Source organism: Hymenobacter latericoloratus, from assembly GCF_014199535.1.
Taxonomy (GTDB): domain Bacteria; phylum Bacteroidota; class Bacteroidia; order Cytophagales; family Hymenobacteraceae; genus Hymenobacter; species Hymenobacter latericoloratus.
Genome location: NZ_JACHNV010000001.1, coordinates 1122884 through 1140792, shown reverse-complemented (window position 1 = coordinate 1140792; position 17909 = coordinate 1122884). Strand labels below are relative to the sequence as shown.

At 53.2% G+C, this 17909-nt stretch carries 17 protein-coding genes; all 17 read right to left on the bottom strand.

Features of this window, described 5'->3' with window-relative positions:
- Positions 1-66 precede the first annotated feature (66 nt).
- Entirely contained in the window at positions 67-351 is a 285-nt protein-coding gene (locus GGU46_RS04975) for a DUF983 domain-containing protein (RefSeq protein ID WP_183402418.1), read from the bottom strand.
- A 103-nt stretch (positions 352-454) separates the two neighbouring features.
- Complete coding sequence (locus GGU46_RS04970; protein ID WP_246398601.1) at positions 455-733, bottom strand: hypothetical protein; 279 nt, start codon at positions 731-733, stop codon at positions 455-457.
- A 70-nt stretch (positions 734-803) separates the two neighbouring features.
- A complete protein-coding gene (locus GGU46_RS04965) occupies positions 804-1361 on the bottom strand; it encodes a DUF420 domain-containing protein (protein ID WP_183402417.1) in 558 nt (185 codons plus the stop codon).
- Positions 1348-2013 (bottom strand): SCO family protein, encoded by a 666-nt coding sequence (locus GGU46_RS04960; RefSeq protein WP_183402416.1) that lies wholly within the window; start codon positions 2011-2013, stop codon positions 1348-1350. Before GGU46_RS04960 ends, GGU46_RS04965 begins: the two co-directional genes overlap by 14 nt.
- Positions 2014-2017: 4 nt before the next feature.
- On the bottom strand, positions 2018-2359 hold the full coding sequence (locus tag GGU46_RS04955; protein ID WP_183402415.1) for a cytochrome C oxidase subunit IV family protein: 342 nt from the start codon (positions 2357-2359) through the stop codon (positions 2018-2020).
- A 90-nt stretch (positions 2360-2449) separates the two neighbouring features.
- On the bottom strand, positions 2450-3220 hold the full coding sequence (locus GGU46_RS04950; RefSeq protein ID WP_183402414.1) for a cytochrome c oxidase subunit 3: 771 nt from the start codon (positions 3218-3220) through the stop codon (positions 2450-2452).
- Positions 3221-3242: 22 nt separating this feature from the next.
- A complete protein-coding gene (locus GGU46_RS04945) occupies positions 3243-3830 on the bottom strand; it encodes a cytochrome c oxidase subunit 3 (protein ID WP_183402413.1) in 588 nt (195 codons plus the stop codon).
- Between the two features lie 94 nt (positions 3831-3924).
- Positions 3925-4776, bottom strand: coding sequence for a heme o synthase (gene cyoE, locus GGU46_RS04940; protein ID WP_183402412.1), 852 nt, complete (start codon positions 4774-4776; stop codon positions 3925-3927).
- A 55-nt stretch (positions 4777-4831) separates the two neighbouring features.
- Positions 4832-5914: a COX15/CtaA family protein gene (locus GGU46_RS04935; RefSeq protein WP_183402411.1), complete on the bottom strand. Its 1083-nt coding sequence runs from the start codon at positions 5912-5914 to the stop codon at positions 4832-4834.
- 170 nt (positions 5915-6084) lie between these two features.
- Positions 6085-7944 (bottom strand): cytochrome c oxidase subunit I, encoded by a 1860-nt coding sequence (locus GGU46_RS04930; protein ID WP_215906254.1) that lies wholly within the window; start codon positions 7942-7944, stop codon positions 6085-6087.
- A gap of 25 nt (positions 7945-7969) precedes the next feature.
- Positions 7970-9037 (bottom strand): cytochrome c oxidase subunit II, encoded by a 1068-nt coding sequence (locus GGU46_RS04925; protein ID WP_183402410.1) that lies wholly within the window; start codon positions 9035-9037, stop codon positions 7970-7972.
- A gap of 79 nt (positions 9038-9116) precedes the next feature.
- Positions 9117-10445, bottom strand: coding sequence for a quinol:cytochrome C oxidoreductase (locus GGU46_RS04920; protein ID WP_246398603.1), 1329 nt, complete (start codon positions 10443-10445; stop codon positions 9117-9119).
- A gap of 9 nt (positions 10446-10454) precedes the next feature.
- Complete coding sequence (locus GGU46_RS04915) at positions 10455-11198, bottom strand: c-type cytochrome (protein WP_183402409.1); 744 nt, start codon at positions 11196-11198, stop codon at positions 10455-10457.
- Positions 11198-11722 carry a DUF3341 domain-containing protein gene (locus tag GGU46_RS04910; RefSeq protein WP_110977108.1) on the bottom strand — a complete coding sequence of 175 codons (525 nt, stop codon included), beginning with the start codon at positions 11720-11722 and terminating at the stop codon, positions 11198-11200. The genes GGU46_RS04915 and GGU46_RS04910 overlap by 1 nt, the downstream gene beginning before the upstream one ends.
- Positions 11715-13172, bottom strand: coding sequence for an NrfD/PsrC family molybdoenzyme membrane anchor subunit (nrfD, locus tag GGU46_RS04905; RefSeq protein WP_246398607.1), 1458 nt, complete (start codon positions 13170-13172; stop codon positions 11715-11717). The genes GGU46_RS04910 and nrfD overlap by 8 nt, the downstream gene beginning before the upstream one ends.
- Positions 13173-13249: 77 nt before the next feature.
- Positions 13250-16291 (bottom strand): TAT-variant-translocated molybdopterin oxidoreductase, encoded by a 3042-nt coding sequence (locus tag GGU46_RS04900; RefSeq protein WP_183402408.1) that lies wholly within the window; start codon positions 16289-16291, stop codon positions 13250-13252.
- Positions 16292-16440: 149 nt separating this feature from the next.
- Positions 16441-17790 (bottom strand): cytochrome c3 family protein, encoded by a 1350-nt coding sequence (locus tag GGU46_RS04895; RefSeq protein ID WP_183402407.1) that lies wholly within the window; start codon positions 17788-17790, stop codon positions 16441-16443.
- Between the last annotated feature and the right edge of the window lie 119 nt (positions 17791-17909).

Genomic DNA, 17909 nt, shown 5'->3' with positions numbered 1-17909 from the left:
GCTTGGTACCAAACAAAAATGCCGCCCGACGGCGGCATTTCCTAACCACTGGCACCAGACGCCCTTTCAGCGGCGGCCGGTGGCGTAGCGGGCATCGTAATGTACGCCCCCAAACAGATAAAGCATTAGGGTGCGCGAGTAACGCAAGCTCAAGGGTGTCAGCAGCAAAGCTACCACGGCCACGGCCGTAATATACACCCAGGTATCCGGGTCGCCGAGCAAGTAATACACGGCAAACCCTACCACCAGCATAATAGCCGTCGAAAAGCCAAAGCTTATGTACATAGCTCCCCAGTAGAATCCCGGCTCCGGCTCGTACACCTGCTGACAAACCGGGCAGGCCGATGGCATTTCAGTGAAGTGAGCCAGATTCAGGGCCGAGTGCGTGAATAAGGGCCCCTGGTGACAACGCGGACAACGCTGCTGCAGAATTCCTACTAAAGAGGAGCTGGTGTTAGCCATGCGTGGTTTTTTTCTTTTGCTGACTGTGCCGGTACCAGAAGTACCCAACTGTTCCAATCAGTACGTAAGGAATCGTCATCAGGTACAGGATTCCCTTGTTCAGGCCCGTGGTGTCGTAGCCGTCCTTTTCCTGACGCGACGCCTCCACCTGGGTTTTGCACATGGTGCACTGTGCCTGTGCTGCTACGGGCAGCAGGCTGAGCAGTACCCCCAGAAACAGAGCTGCTAGGCCGCTGTACATTACTTTTTTCATGGCGCGAACTGATTTCATTAAAAAGAAAACGACCTGCTTCCCAGCTTAGTTCGTTGCTTTGTTTAGTCGGTACAACTTCGTGCTTAGGCTAGGGGTAGTAAGGCGCAATCAGGAAGTACACAATAACTCCCGTCACGGACACGTATAGCCACACGGGGTAAGTCCAGCGGGCAATGCGCCGGTGTTTCTGAAACTGTTCCGTAAGGGCGAAGTAGAGCGTAAACAGCACCAACCCCACGGTAATGGCTGCCAGCAGAATGTGAGTAATCAGAATAAAGTAATACACGCCCCGAATCAGGCCCTGCCCCCCAAACTTGGTCACGATGCCTTGCGAGTGATAGGCCACGTAGGAAACCAGAAACAGAGAGCCGAGCAGAAAGGCCATGCCCATCATGGCGCGGTGCTTGGCTACGTCCTTGCGCCGGATGAAGTAATAGCCCAGCATCAGAAATACCGCCGTCAGGGAGTTAAGAGCGGCGTTGACGGCGGGCAGCACTCCTACATTGGCCCCCGGGATACGAAACACGCCCGGAAAGAAATACAGTACGGCTACGGCCAGCGGCACCACGGCCCCGAGAATGCCGGCCGCTACTTTGTACTTGGTGAAGTTGCCAGGATTGGCAACCGGGGAATTATTGGTGGTCATAGGTGTAAAGCAACACTTCTATTTCAGTGATGAGACGGTTCATGTCCCGCTCATTGGTGCCATCGTAACGTCCTCTGACGTGGCCGGCACGGTCAATCAAAAACACTTCCGAGCTGTGGACAATTCCGGTCCCGCTCCCACTGGGCGCTGGCAAACGGAAGTCCTGGGTACTTAACCGGCTCACGGCCGCTTTGTCACCGGTAAGGAAAAACCATTTGCCCGCAATAGCGCCGTACTCTTCGGCGTAGCGCGCCAGTACATTTACAGAATCGTGCTCCGGGTCAACTGAAAAGGAAGCAAGGCGCACCCGCGGCTCCTGCCGGAATTTCTCCTGCACCCGAACCAGCTGGCTGTTTATGCGCGGACAATCGACCGTGCAGGTAGAGAAGAAAAAATTAGCGACGTATAGACCCTTGTTCCGCAACTCCGTTTCCGTGACCTCCCTGCCTGATTGCGACGCCAACCGAAAATCACCGATTTGGTGATAAACAGTATCGCGCTGCCACTTTCCGGCAACCTGAGCAGAATCCACTCGGTCGGGCAGGAAAGTTGGCAGCGCGTAACGGTTGGTACCGAAGCTTTTCAGGAATAAGAAAGCCAGAACCGGAACCAGCAGAATAAGGCCCAACACCAGTGTTTGTTGGGGCCTCATGGAGTTAGTTAATCAGGTTCTGAACCGCTTCACCGATGTAGGAACCTTCAGTTATCAGGGCTACCAGCAGCCAGATAAGCAAGGCCATCGGAATCAGAATGCTCCAGATCAGGCCTTTCGTCTCATGCTTCAAGTGCATGAATTCAGCCACAATGAAGAAGGCTTTGAAAATCGTCAGAATAATGAAGATGGAATTACGGAACGTGCCAGCCGACATAAGGTAGGCAATAACAAATTCCAGGGCCGTAATGGCCGAGATAATCCAGAAGGTTTTCCAGATCCAGGCCGTGTTCGGCTTCGGAATCTCGCCCGTCGGAACGGTATCGTGCGTTGCGTGCTGAGCCATGAGGTTGAGTAGCTGAGTAACGGAGAGAAAAGCAACTGAGCAGCCCAGCTACCAGATAAAGTGCTGAACTGCTCAGTTACTCAAGTAAAATTAAACGAGGTAGAAGAAGGTGAAGACGAACACCCACACCAAGTCTACAAAGTGCCAGTACAGGCCAATCTTTTCCACCATTTCATAATGGCCACGCTTCTCAAAGGTCCCGTTGGTAGTGGCGATAAATGCCCAAACCAGCAAGCATACGCCCGAGAATACGTGAGTACCGTGGAAACCAGTAATGAAGAAGAATAGGTCAGCAAACAGTACCGGGCCATACTGGTTCATGGCCAGGTTAGCACCGTGGAATACGGTACCATCGTTCATCAGCGTGCCTTCCTCGGTACCCGTGATAAAGTGGGTCCACTCCCAGGCCTGGCAGCTCAGGAAAGTAGCACCAAAGAGAATAGTCCAGAGCAGCCATTTCTGTACGTCCTTCTTATCGAAGCGGTGACCTGCTTCTACAGCCAGCACCATGGTTACCGAGCTGAAGATGAGGATCATCGTCATGAGGGCCACGAAGCCAAGCGGTAGGTGGGTGCCATGCAGGCCGGGGAAAGCATCGAATACCTTCTCGGGAATGGGCCAGTAGTTGGTCGAGAACTTGAACGCCTCGGGCGTACCTTCATACACCCCATGCCGGTGGCGGATGAGGCCGTACGTGGTGAGGAAGGCCGCGAAGGTGAAGGCATCTGACAACAGGAAGAACCACATCATCAGCTTGCCGTAGCTCGCCTTAAAGGGCTCGTTCCCGCCGTCCCAAGTGCCGGTACGCGGCTTATCCAGGGCGGAATCAGAAATTGCCTGCGTCGTGGAAATGGTGGACATAGCGTGCGGGGGTTGACGAAAATCAGTGATTCAAAAGTAGGAACAAATACAGGTACAACCAAAGCGCCCCTAGGTAGTGCCAGTAGATGGTGACGTTGCCAATGGAGAGCATCTGCCGGGAATGCACCTGATAGTTAAAGCTTTTACGCAAAACGATCAGCAAAAAGATCAGCCCGGTAATCAGGTGAAATGCATGAACGCCGGTTAGTACATACAGAAATGAGCCGGAAGGGTTGGCATCAGTGCCCGCAAAAAAGATGCGCTGTCCTACCAGCTGCGCCCACATTTGCCACTGTCCAACCAAAAACGCTGTTCCCAGCACGGTAGTAACAATCAGGGCCGTCCGGACCTGGTTGAGCTCATCTTTGCGAGCGGCAAACCATGCCCACTGCACGGAAACCGAGCTAGCGGCCAGAATCAGGGTGGTAACTAGGAAGCCAAACGGCAGGTCGAACTCCAGCCAGTTGCCTTCGTTGCGGCGCACAATGTAGGCGCTGGTATAGGCAGCAAAAATCATGAAGATGCTGACCATCATCAGCACCAGCACGAACCGCAGCGGGTGGATGCCCGTGGCTGGCTGCTTGGTGTTTAATGCTTCGGAGGGATGCATACGTGAAAACAGAAGTAAAAATGAAGACGCAAACTACACTTGGGAAAACAGTTAGTGAGGCCGTTTTGTCTCACTTTCCGCTGCAGTACGTCCGTTAAATCTTATCCAGCACGAGGGCTATCTGTACAATAGGCAGGTACAAGAAGGAACCGAACATGATACTCATAGCGGCCTTTTTACTGACCGTACGCATGAGGTAAAAGGTTTGCATGAGAAACAGCACGCCGCAGATGGCCGCCACCATAGGATACGTGGTGCTGGTCATGCCGAAATAGAAGGGCAGCAGACTCAGCGGAATCAGGACCAGCGTATAGGTCATGATCTGAAAAGCCGTCCGCAAGTCTTTTTTGCCGGGGGTAGGCAGCATCTTGAAGCCGGCCTTCTTGTAGTCGTCGTCGAGCACCCAGGCAATGGCCCAGAAGTGGGGAAACTGCCACATAAACTGAATACCGAACAAAATCCACCCCTCCGGCCCCAGGAAGCCCGTGGCCGCTACCCAGCCAATCAGCGGCGGCATTCCGCCCGGTATGGCTCCTACGGCCACGCAGATGGGCGAAATGGTCTTTAGGGGTGTGTAGATGAAGCCGTACAGAATCAGCGAAATCAGGGATAGGGCGGCGGCTACCGGATTAAAAAAGTACGCCAGCATGCCCAAGCCGGCTACCCCCAGAATAATCGTGAATATCCAAGCTTCCTGCGTGCTTATTACCCCCAGCGGTAAGGGCCGCTTGGCGGTGCGCTTCATTTGCTTATCGAGGTCTACCTCGAAAATCTGATTGATGGTGTTAGCCGCGCCCGTTACTGCCAACCCACCGAGCATCACCAGCGCCGCGCGGCCCCAGCTCAGCTCGTGGGCGCCCAACAAATAGCCGATAGCACTGGAGAAGGCTACGGTAAGCGCCAGGCGGAATTTAAGTAACTGGAAGAAAGCCCTAGCCTTACTCATCAACTGTGTTCAACAAGTTGCGTGGCGAAAAAGCCCGCCAAACGGGGCCGCAAAGTTACGCAACAACGGCCGTAGTAGCCACCTGCCGCCGCAACTTCGTGGCCCGGTGGTACGCCACGACGGCCAGAAACTGTGCTCCGAACAGTAAAGTAGCCAGCGTAAGGTGCACCGGCTGAGCTGCCGCGGGAAATGAAAAGTAAGTCAGAATAATCCCGGCTATAATCTCGCCCCCTATCAGACCAACAATTGCAGTGGCCAGCCGGTGCAGGCGGGCTGAGGAAGTGGTGTAAAGTCGGTAAGCCACGTAGAGATTCACCAGAAGCAGCACAGCCGAAAACGTTCGGTGGAACTTGAAAACTCCCCCCAGCTGCTCTACCCAGCCGCCGCGGTTTAAATATTGAGCCGCGGAAGCTACCAGATCTACCTGCTCCCGCACTTGGGTACCGAGTACAATCTGGACAAATGTTAGCAGGACTGCTACCCATAGCCACCCTCCCAAACCTGAAATTTCACGGATGGGCTCTATATCCGCAACTGCACCACGTTGCGAACGGTCTACGGCGTAGAGCAGCATCGCTACAATCAGCAGGGCTAGCCCCATGTGGATGGTCACCATAATAGGCAACAGGTTAGTAGAAACCACTAGCGACCCTAGCCAGCCCTGCACCCCGGTTAGCAGAAAAGAGGCAAAAGCCAGCCAGAAAACCGTTCGGTCTCGTTGCCAGTAGGGAAGCGCAAACAACACGGTGCCGAACACGAATACACCGATCAATGCCCCTACCAAGCGGTTCACGTACTCAATCCAGGTTTTAACCGGGTTGAAGTCAGTTTCGATGTACTGCGTGGGATGAGCAAAAATGTCCCCGGCTACCTGGTGAAAACCCATGCGCTCCAGCCGGGCCGCCAGCTTTTTGTTCTTCTCCACCCGTTGGGCAGTGTATATCTCCTTGTAGTTGGCGGGTAATTGACTCACGTGGGTGGGCGGCACCCACGTCCCAAAACACTTTGGCCAGTCAGGGCAGCCCATACCGGAGCCGGTGCTTCGGACAATACCGCCGACCAAGATGAGGAAATATACGGCCACTACCGTTAGGATTCCGACAAAACGAAAGCGGCGCACAAACGCTGGGGTTGACATACAGAGAGAGCTGATTTCCATTCAGCAAACAGTTTAGGTTACCTGTTTGCTCCAAAAACAAAGGGAAATCCGTTGTCAGCGCGACTTGTTCGGACTTCCCTTGTAGGTAAAATAAAATGGGCCGCCGTGTACACAGCGGCCCATTTTCAGAAGGCAAATGCGCGACGCGCTTACTCCATTTCTTTCTCGTACGGCAGGTTAGAAGACTGCGTCTGCGAGTAAGGCACGTGCTGTGGGATGAAGTCCTCGGCAGCGCCAGGCTTGCTGTAGTCATAGGGCCAGCGGTGCACGGCAGGAATAGCGCCGGGCCAGTTGCCGTGGCCGGGAACTACCGGCGTCGTCCACTCCAGCGTCGTCGAGTTCCAAGGGTTCTCAGTTGCCCGACGGCCCCGGAAGATGCTGTAGAAGAAGTTGAAGATAAAGACGAACTGGGCAAAGAAGGCGATAATGGCCGCTGCCGAAATAAACTTGTTCAGATCAGCAAACTGGCTGAACGTGTCGAAGCCAGTCCAAGCGTAGTAACGACGGGGGAAGCCGGCAATACCTACGTAGTGCATGGGCAGGAACACCAGATACACACCCAGGAAAGTCAACCAGAAGTGAACGTAGCCTAGCTTCTCATCCATCATACGCCCGAACATCTTCGGGAACCAGTGATAAACCCCAGCCCACAGGCCAAAGAAAGCCGATGAACCCATTACTAAGTGGAAGTGAGCTACCACGAAGTAAGTGTTGTGCATCTGAATATCAAGGGCAGCGTTACCCAGCACAATACCCGTCAGACCACCGGCAATGAACAGCGACACAAAGCCGATGGAGAAGAGCATTGCCGTCGTGAAGCGGATATTACCACGCCACAAAGTAGCCAACCAGTTGAAGGTTTTCACGGCCGAAGGCACGGCGATGATCAGGGTTAGGAACATGAAGACCGAACCAAGGAATGGGTTCATGCCAGTCACGAACATGTGGTGAGCCCACACGATGAAGGAAAGCAACGAGATACCGAGCAACGAACCAATCATGGCACGGTAACCGAAGATGGGCTTACGAGCATTCGTAGCCAGAATTTCCGATACCATACCCATAGCAGGCATGATTACGATATATACTTCCGGGTGACCCAAGAACCAGAACAAGTGCTGGAACAAAATGGGAGAACCACCCGTGTTAGGCAGGGCCTGACCGGCAATGTAAATGTCCGACAGAAAGAATGACGTGCCGAAAGAGCGGTCAAAAATCAGCAGCAGAGCAGCCGAGAAGAGCACCGGGAAGGAAAGCAGACCCAGAATAGCCGTCAGGAAAAACGCCCAGATAGTCAGGGGCAGTTTGCTCATGCTCATGCCCTGGGTACGCAGGTTGATAACGGTAGTAATGTAGTTTACACCACCAAGCAACTGCGAAACGATGAACAGAGCCATCGATACCAGCCACAGCGTCTGACCAGCGCCCGAACCTGGAATTGCCTGAGGCAGTGCGCTCAGCGGCGGGTAAATCGTCCAACCAGCAGCAGCAGGTCCCGTCTCGATAAAGAGAGAAGCAAACATAACTACACTCGACAGGAAGAAAAACCAGTACGAGAGCATGTTCATGAAGCCCGAAGCCATGTCACGGGCACCGATTTGCAGCGGAATCAGGAAGTTAGAGAAGGTACCTGACAATCCAGCCGTCAGCACGAAGAACACCATGATAGTGCCGTGCATCGTCACGAGTGCTAAGTAAAACTCCGGGTTCAGCTTGCCAGCTTCGATCCATTTGCCCAAGAAGGGCGAAAGCCATTCGAAGGTGGATTCTGGCCAGCCCAGCTGCAGGCGAAATAGGCTCGACAGTGTACCTCCAATAATAGCCCACAGAATACCTGTAATCAGGAATTGCTTGGCAATTACTTTATGGTCCGTGCTGAAGATATATTTCTGCAGGAAACTTTGCTCGTGGTGCTCGTCGTGGTGCGCATGCTCATCGTGCGCAATACCTGGCTCGGTAACACCAGCACCGCCTTGCACTTGCGATTGAGTGGGAAGATTAGCAGCCATAGTAGAAGCTTGCAATTAAATGGAGTTAGAGCGAGGCCTTAGCAGTCGGAACTACTGCGGCAGCAGAAGCAGCCGTTTCATTGTCAACCAGATTATCCGACTTCTGTTTAAAGCCTGCTAGTACATCAGGATTTTGCTCTGAGAATGACTTCTGCTGTCCGTACCAAGCTACGTAGTCATCCGGCTCATCTACAATGATGTTCAGTTTCATCGCAAAATGACCGCGCCCGCAAATCTGGTTACAAGCAAGCTCGTAATTAAACTTTGGGTTACCTGTTTGAGCCCGCATTTCATCCGTTGTCTTGGTTGGCGTGAACCAGAACTTGGTCGGCATACCCGGAACTGCATACATCTGCACGCGAAAGTGCGGCATATATACCGCGTGAAGTACATCACGCGAGCGGATCTTCAAGAGCACAGGATGACCCTTGGGAACGTGAATCTCAGGGGCAACAAAATCGTCGATGCCGTTTTTATCGCTTAAGTCAAAACCAAACTCGTTAGTGGCATCAATTAAGCGGTAGTTAACCACACCGAGTTTCTGGTCACGACCAGGGTAACGTACCAGCCAGTTAAACTGCTTACCCATCACTTCAACCACCACAGAGCCTTTAGGTGCCGGACCCGTGATACGGGTCCACTCTTTCCAGCCGGCAAACACCAGTCCAGCCATAACGATAGCCGGAATCAGCGTCCAGATAACCTCTATTTTATTATTGTGAGGAAAGAAAAACGCCCGGCGGCCTTCCTTGTGCTGGTACTTGTAAGAGTACACAAACAACAAAATCTGAGTCAGGGTAAATACAATACCCAGAATGATCATAGTTGTCCAGAACATGCGCTCGGTAGCATGACCGTGCACAGAGGCAATGGGCGGGTTCATTTTATCATAGTTGTCAATAAACGACCAGGCAAAGGCCGCTCCACCAACAATCATGAAAATGATGAACAAGATGGCGTTAACACGGTTACTAACCCCAATTTCACGAGACGAACTGCCCGAGAAGATTGAAGTCATGATCTGGAGGCGGAACAGCAGGCCAAACACGACCAGCAGCAACACCAACACCAGAAGAATACCAAGAGTAGTCATTAGCAGGAGGTAGAAGTGAGTACTGAGAGTGAGAAGTGAGAGATGAACATTCTCACCTCCCCTAACTCAGCGTCTGAAATCAGGTGGTGTGGTGGACGCTTTCATCCAAGAATGGATGGTGAACCGGCACCAAGGAAGCTTGCGATAGTCGCTTAGTCATCAGCAACAGGAAAGCCCCCAAGAAAATCAGTGCGGTGCCTATCTCGATAATAAACCCATTTTCAGCCTTCATCGTTCCAGGCATCAACATGAGATAGAAGTCAGACCAATGGCCGATCAAAATGGCGATGCTCACAATTTTGAGCATAATCATTTGACGCTTGGCGTCACGGGTCATCAGCACAAGGAAGGGAAACACAAAGTTGATAACCAAGTTGCCGAAGAACATCCAAGTGTAGCGGCCATCGAAGCCTCCCAGGCGCTGGTTGAAGTACACAGATTCTTCAGGCAGGTTAGCGTACCAAATCAGCATGAACTGAGAGAACCACACGTAAGTCCAAAAGATGCTGAAGCCGAACATGAATTTTCCTAAATCATGCAAGTGTCCCTCTTTCACCCAGCGCAGGTAGCCGGCTTGTTTGAGAAGAATCGTGCATAGCGTTACCGCAGCAATACCCGATACCCACCACGAAGCGAATACGTACCACCCAAACATGGTGGAGAACCAGTGAGTATCAACCGACATTACCCAGTCCCAAGCAGCAATAGGCGAGGAAACAGCGTAAATCACTAGGAACAGAGCTGAAACATTGATGCTCTTGTGGAAATACTCGGTACCCCCGTTCAAGTCCTCGGCCAACGACAAGTCGCGCAGACGCTTCGTGAAGAACGCCCACAGGCCTAGGAACAATACCATCCGGATAAGGTAGAAAGGCAGGTTCAGGAAGCCAGCTTTACCAGCAATGATGTGGTCATAATTTTCGCTGCCTTCATCCATAATACCCGGCATCGTCCAGTGGAAGATGTCGTGGTTGATTAGGCTAATGGCAAATATGCCAATCATCAGAATCAGGCCAGGGATAAGCCAAGCACTCAAAGCCTCGTTAATGCGCTTGATCAGCACCGACCAGCCAGCATAGGCTACATATTGAATGGCCATGAATACCGTTCCAATAGCCGAAACGCCCGTAAAAAAGACGTTGTTGTGCCACAGACTCACAATCAGGCGTTTCAGCCAAGCTGGGCTGCCGTGGTGCCCAGCGGCAGGACCAGCACCATGGCTGGTAGCCTCATGAGCAGCAGCGGCTCCTTCGTGGTGTTCCGCGCCGATACCCAGAGCAGACAGCAGCAAGCCGACAGCTAGGACAACGACTCCCGCCACGATGATCATGATAAATTTCTTACGAGCATTCGGCGAAACCTCCAGGTATTCAGCCGTAACGCTTTCGTGATGCGTCAGAGTTGCCATAGAAGCAGATTATAGTGCCGTGCCGTTACGTGCTTTATCACCTTGACCGGGAGTTTGCGAAGCCTTATCAGCTTGGGCTTCCTGAACCGGTGATTGATTTTGCTGATCAGTGGTCTGCGACGAATCAGCTACTGCAGCATTTGTTACTCCGCTCGCCTTGAGAAAGTCCGTCATTCCATCTGGGCCTTTCCCCTGCTGGAGCATACGTACGTACATCGCAATTTTCCACCGCTCCTGGGGGTTAACCTGAGAACCATGCGGCATCATTCGACCTTTACCCCACTGAATGACATGGTATATATGTCCGTCATTCATGGTTTTATAGGCACCAACTGAGTAGTTGGGTACCCCTTTGAACTTGGCCCCAACTGGTCCATCTCCCGCGCCTGACTCACCATGACAGTGCTGGCAATTACGCACGTAGAGCGTTTTTCCTTCCTCTAACGCGTCTTTTGTGTAGGCGTAAGGGTTGCGAAGAGTGGTTTCAGCGGTTGCTATATCATCCTTGGCGATGTGAGTATAGTAGTTGGCTTTGCCACGAGGCACAGTCCCAATGGCGGGAGTGCGCATGTTCAGTCCCATAGGATTCACCTTATTGGAGCTCAACTGCTTCAGAGGCTCGTAAGGAATGGGGTAGTACATCTCGGGAGCGTACTCCAAGCCAGGGTCATCGGCGCGGTTGCAGGCGGTGGTGAACACCGATGCCAGCAGAACCGCCGACGCTTGCAGAGTTACTTTCAGCGAATGCGTCATTAGAACTTGGACATTTCTTTTTGGTTCACCTCCGATGCTCCGTTATCACGTAGCAGTTGCGTCAGCTTCGTCATATCGGTGTTTTCGTTCACTTCAATGGCTACCACAAATTTGTCATCCGTGGAGCGCACATCCAGTACCGGAGTTTTCCAGCGAGGATAAAGCTTGCTGATAGTATAGAAGGTAATGACCATACCATGGCAGCAGAACAATACAGTTAGCTCAAACGAAACCGGAATGAATGATGGCAGAGCAATGTGAGGTTTACCACCAATGATCATTGGCCAGTCGAAACCTAACATATAGATCTGCATCCAGAGCGCGAAGCTCAAACCCGTTAAGCCGAAGAAGAAAGCGGCAATGGGAAGTCGAGAGCGCTCTATTCCGAGAGCATCGTCCATCCCGTGAATTGGGAAGGGTGTGAAAACTTCGTAGATCTTAACGCCCGCTTCGCGGACGTTTTCAACGGCGTGCAGCAGCACGTCTTCGTCGTCGAAGATGCCGAGGGCGAAGCGCTTAGTCATGCTTATCGTAGTTTACAGAGGCCGAAGCTGGAACTCCGTGGGTGGTGGCAGGCTGAGGGGTATGGTGGTGAGGATCGTGACCGGTATAAGTCGGACCATTGTCCACCGTGTATTTCAGAACAGACTTCACTTCCGCCATATTGATCACCGGGAAGAACTTGGCGAACAGTAGGAACAGCGTGAAGAACAGGCCAATCGTACCAACGTAGATACCGATGTCGATGATAGAGGGAGAGAACATCACCCAGCTCGACGGCAGGTAGTCGCGGTGCAGGGACGTTACGATAATTACGAAACGCTCGAACCACATCCCGATGTTCACGATAATCGACAGTACGAAGGTCAACGGAATGCTGTAGCGTACACGACGAATCCACACCAGCTGCGGGGTGATTACGTTGCAGGTCATCATCGACCAGTAGGCCCACCAGTAAGGACCGGTAGCACGGTTGATGAAGGCATACTGCTCGAACTCTACCTGCGAATACCAAGCAATAAAGAACTCCGTGATATAAGCTACCCCCACGATCGAGCCCGTCACCATCATGATTTTGTTCATAAGGGCAATGTGTTCGATGGTGATATAGTCCTCCAGCTTAAACACCACACGAGTAATGAGCATCAGCGTCAGTACCATGGCAAAGCCGGAGAAGATAGCACCAGCTACGAAGTAGGGCGGGAAGATAGTAGTGTGCCAGCCAGGTACCACGGAGGTAGCAAAGTCCATCGATACGATGGTGTGCACCGAAAGTACCAGCGGAGTAGAAACGCCGGCCAGAATCAAGGATACCGTTTCGTAACGCGACCAGTGCTTAGCCGAACCTCTCCAGCCAAAGCTCAGCAGCGAGTAAGCTACTTTAGCAATAGGGCCTTTGGCACGGTCACGGATGGTAGCAAAGTCAGGCACCAGACCGGTGTACCAAAACACCAACGACACCGAGAAGTAGGTGGAAATAGCAAACACGTCCCATAGTAGTGGGGAGTTGAAGTTCACCCATAGGGAACCGAACGTGTTCTGCAGCGGGAATACCCAATATGCCAACCACGGACGACCCATGTGCAGCACCGGGAACATAGCTGCGCAGATTACGGCGAAGATGGTCATTGCCTCCGCAGCACGGTTGATGGATGTCCGCCACTTCTGACGGAACAGCAGCAGAACTGCTGAAATAAGGGTGCCGGCGTGACCGATACCTACCCACCACACGAAGTTGGTGATGTCCCAGGCCCAACCAACAGTTTTGTTCAGACCCCACTCACCGATACCGTACCACAGGGTGCGGTACACGGAGTAGAAAAATACACCGAGGAGGACAAGGGCTACGCTCAGAGCGGCCATCCACCGGATGTTGGGGGCGGCTTCTACCTGGCGCGACACGTCCTGGGTGACGTCGTGGTACGTTTTCCCCCCGGTAACGAGCGGCTCCCGTACAGGCGATACGTGCTGCATAGTTTTTGGACTTAAAGGAGTAGATGGGGAGGGTAACAGTGCAGTAGGCGCTTCTACCCTCCCCCGTGGCTCAATTTCTAGGCGTTAAACTCCGACGACTCCGTATTCCGGATCTTCGTCAGGTACGTGACATTCGGCTGCACGTTGATAGAGTCGAGCACGTGGAAGGCTCGCTCACCATCTTCGCGACGCAGTAGTTGCGAGATGCGGGAGTTGGGGTCACGCATATCACCAAAGACAATAGCTTGGGTGGGGCAAGACTGGGCGCAGGCCGAAACTACTTCACCATCTTGTGGACGGCGCTTCTGCTTCTTCGCTTCCAGCTTGCCGAGTTGGATACGCTGCACGCAGAACGAGCACTTCTCCATTACCCCGCGGGCCCGAACCGTTACGTCCGGATTCAGCACCATACGACCAAGATCAGTGAACATATGGCCGTTTACGGTTTCAAACTTCTCGTTCGAGTAGTACGAGAACCAGTTGAAACGACGAACCTTGTACGGGCAGTTATTCGCGCAATAGCGGGTACCTACGCAACGGTTATAGGTCATCTGGTTGAGACCTTCCGAGCTGTGGGTAGTTGCCAGTACGGGGCACACTGTTTCGCAAGGAGCATGGTTGCAATGCTGGCACAGCATAGGCTGGAAGATAACCTGCGGATTTTCCGAGGGGTCTTCCATTGCAGCGTACGTGTCCAGCTTGCCTTCTGTCTCGAACTCCGTTTTGTGGTGATTAGAGCTGTAATACCGGTCGATGCGCATCCAGTGCATTTCACGACGGTTGATTACTTCCTGCTTACCAACTACAGCCACGTTGTTTTCAGCCTGGCACCCAATCACGCAAGAGCCGCAGCCAATGCATGAGTTGAGGTCGATGGCCATGCCCCAGTGGTGGTTCTTGTATTCGTAGTCCTGCCACAGAGAAACTTTGTTTGGTTTCTCCAAGCCGTCAGGAGTCGAAATCTTCTCGTATTCCGTTACCTCCTTTGGATTCTCGATGTATTGCTTCAGCGTAGCCTCCTGAACCACCTGCTTGCGGTCCATGATGGTGTGGTGAGTCTGCGTCTGAGCAATTGGCTCCTGCGTGCCAGTAGCAGCCAAGGTTACCGAGGCTACATAGTTGACGGCATCGCTGCGCATGCCCAGCAGCGGCAGCACGTTTTTGCCGAGGTCATTGCCTACTTTACCAGCGTTGGTGCGGCCGTAACCCAACGCAATACCAATCGTGCCTGCTGCCTGACCGGGCTGGATCAGCACGGGCAGCTGAATGGATTTACCGTTAGCTGTTACGGTAACCACATCGCCTTGCTCCCACTTCTGAGCAGCAGCATAGGCACGCGGAACCGTCACATAGTTACCCCAGGTGGCTTTCGTTACCGGGTCGGGCAGTTCCTGCAGCCAAGGGTTGTTAGCGAACAGGTTAGCTCCGTTACCGATGCCCACTTTCTCGTAAACAGCCAACTCAATGCCGGAAGGCTTTGGAGCCGACTTGATGGCACTGATAGCACCCGTCACGTCCAAGGCCGGTGCGGTCTGGGCTGCAAGGGCCGGCGTAGCCGTACCCGTAGCAACCCCGTCGTGGACGGCCTTATCCCAAGCTTTGTTGAAGTCGCCCCCCAGCACTCCTCTCCACTGATTGCGGAGGTAGTTATAATAGGTAGTGGGGTTTCCAGCCCAAGTCAGCAGGGAGTCTTGGGCTTGACGGGTGGCAAAGAGCGGAGTGATTACCGGCTGAGCTAGACTCAGGAAGCCGCGTTTAGGCTCGTAATCGTTCCACGACTCCAAGAAATGGTGGTCGGGAGCTGCGTAGGTGCACAGCTCGCCGGTTTCATCCAGCCGGTCATTGAGCGAAATAGTGGTGCGTACTTTACCCGCCTTCAACGCGGCTGCCAGGTCGGCACCCATGGGGTGGTCGAACACAGGGTTAGCGTGATAGAAAATTACGGCACCGACTTGGCCATTGCTGATATCACGCAACAAACGGCTCATGCGAGCATCATCGCCCTGGCGGATATAGGAAGGAGCAGCTACATCAACTGCGGCCGAACCGAGTGCTTGGTTGATAGCAGCTACCAACGTCTGTACAGCCGGATCATTAGAACCCGATACTACCAGACCACGAGCCCCTGCGCGCTTCAGCTCAGCGGCGGCTGTCTGTAGCTGTTTGTTGCTGTAAGAAGAAGCGCTGCCGCCACCTACTACGGCATTGTAAACAGCCAGCACCGCCTCACCCATTTCCGAAGGCTTGAGGGGTACTCGTACGTCAGCATTGGAGCCGGTTAGGCTCATGTTGCTTTCGAATTGGAAGTGACGAGACATCGTCTGCTTCTCCTTCGAAACCTTACGATTAGTGATATACTGACGAGCATATTCCACCGGTGACAGCCACGTACCGAGGAAGTCTGCACCGAAGCTTACGATTACGTCGGCTTTGCTGAAATCATAAGCGGGTACTACACCGCCATTAGCCCGTAGCAGGCCCGACGCAGAATGTACGTCGTACATGACGTGCTCGGTACCAGCAAAACGTCCGGCAAATTCAGCAATAACCTTCTTCGTGGAAGGACTGATGATAGTAGGCGAAACGATGGCAATGCGACCCGCACCGGCCAGTGCATTGCGCACTTCCTGGTCCAGCTGGTCTTTGTCGATCTTAGCGCCCTTCTTAGCGAAGTGCTGCAGACGGCCGCCATCATAGAGGCTGAGTACTACGGCCTGAGCCCGAGCCGATAGACCACCGCGAGTAATCGGAGACTCAGGGTTCCCTTCAAACTTAATTGGACGGCCCTCACGGGTTTTCACCAAGATGCTGTTATAATCTTGGCCGTTGAAAAAAGTAGAAGCGTAGAAATTGGCAATACCCGGATCAACCTCCTCGGGTTTGTTGAGGTAGGGAATAGCCTTCCGGACGGGGGCTTCGCAGCTGGCAAGGGTGGCAGCGGCAATACCGAAGCCCATCAGTTTGAGGAAGTCTCGGCGGGGCGCAATGGTTGCATCGGCACCGCCAGTGGATTCCTTCACCGGTAGGAAGTCAGCAAACTCAGTGAGTGCATTCTTCACGAACTCCGGCGAGTTCTCCAGTTCCTCAATTCCCTTCCAGTACTTAGGCGACTCTTGCATCGTGTTTTTGGAACTTAGGGTCTTAGAGACTTAGGGACATCCTTTTAAGATAGTCTCTAAGCAGGCTTTTTTAGAGGGAAATGAGGGCTTAAATCCCATCACGACCGGCGAATATTCCAGGCCTGATGGGACTTAAGCCCTAGGTATTACTAGTAATGGCACTTCGAGCACTCCGTGCCGCCATTCGAAGAAACCGTGAACGGAACAGCTCCATTCGACTTGTCGTGCAGTTTCACGAGGTTGTCGTAGTATCCGTTGCCTTTGGTGTTCAGCGGAGTTTCGCGGTGGCAGTTAATGCACCAGCCCATAGTTAGAGGCGAGTATTGATACACTACGTCCATGTTCTGGATGGGACCGTGGCAAGTCTGGCATTCAATGCCGCCCACTTGGGTGTGCTGCGAGTGATTGAAGTAAGCCAGGTCGGGCAGGTTGTGGATACGCACCCACTGAATCGGCTGCTTCCGCTCGATAGCGCGGTAGATCTTTTTGATTTCCGGCGACTCCGTTTTGATCTGCGAATGGCAGTTCATGCAGATGTTGGCCGAAGGAATGTTGGCCGACTTGCTCTTGTACACCGAAGTGTGGCAGTAAGCGCAGTTGATCTGGTGCTCACCAGCGTGCAGTTTGTGCGAGAAGGCAATCGGCTGCGTGGGCTGATAACCCTGCTGCAGACCTACCCCCATAGCGCCCTGAATAGACTCGTAGAGAACGGCTAGTACAAATACAACCCCCACAATGGTGCGTACGGCGGTTGATTTATAAATCTTCGAGAAATCAAAACGCTGCTCCAGTACCTCCCGGTCGCGACCATCCAAGTCTTTGCGGCCGCGGAGCACATCCTTCATGATGTTGGCAATGATAACCAGCGTCACGATCAGCACGATCAGCACTACTACCAGCACAATCAGCAGCACGTTCATGTACTTACCAGCGCCAGCGTCAGCGGTATCAGCGCCACCAGCAGGACCCTGCTCACCGGGTTTAATGCCCGTGCCATTGGCATTGTCATTAGGACCGGTAGCTTTGCCTTCCTGCGAGGTTACCCACGCAACAATGGAGGTAATCTCCTGATCCGACAGCTGGAAGCTGGGCATCTGCTGCTTGGAGTACTGGTTGAAGATTTTCACCGAGTACTCATCGCCGCTGGCAACCATTTTGCTGGAGTTCTTCACCCAGGGAATGATCCAGGACATGGGCCGACGCTTGGCAATACCTGCGAGAGCAGGACCTACTACCACATCGTTCACGGCGTGGCACTGGGCACAGTTGCCTTTAAAAAGAGCATCGCCGGCGGCAATGGCAGCGGCGTCGCCACCGCCAGCGGCGGGAGCGACCGCCGTGGCGGGAGTTGCGGCAGCCGTAGCGCCGGGGGCCACGCCTTCCTTGCTCACGGCCGGAGCCGCACCAACCGCTTGCGCCAAAGATTCACCAATGGTAGCAACGGTCAGGAACAGAGCGAGAAAAAGGCGGGAAAGGGGACGAAGTCGGATGCTATTCATAGCACAATTTGACTGGAAAAAAGAAACGCGGGGGTGCTTCAAGGCCACAAATGTAGGTCGGGAAACCCAGAGAACAAACCCGCTTTGGCTAATTTTCAGCTGGCTCAGCTAGCTTAGAA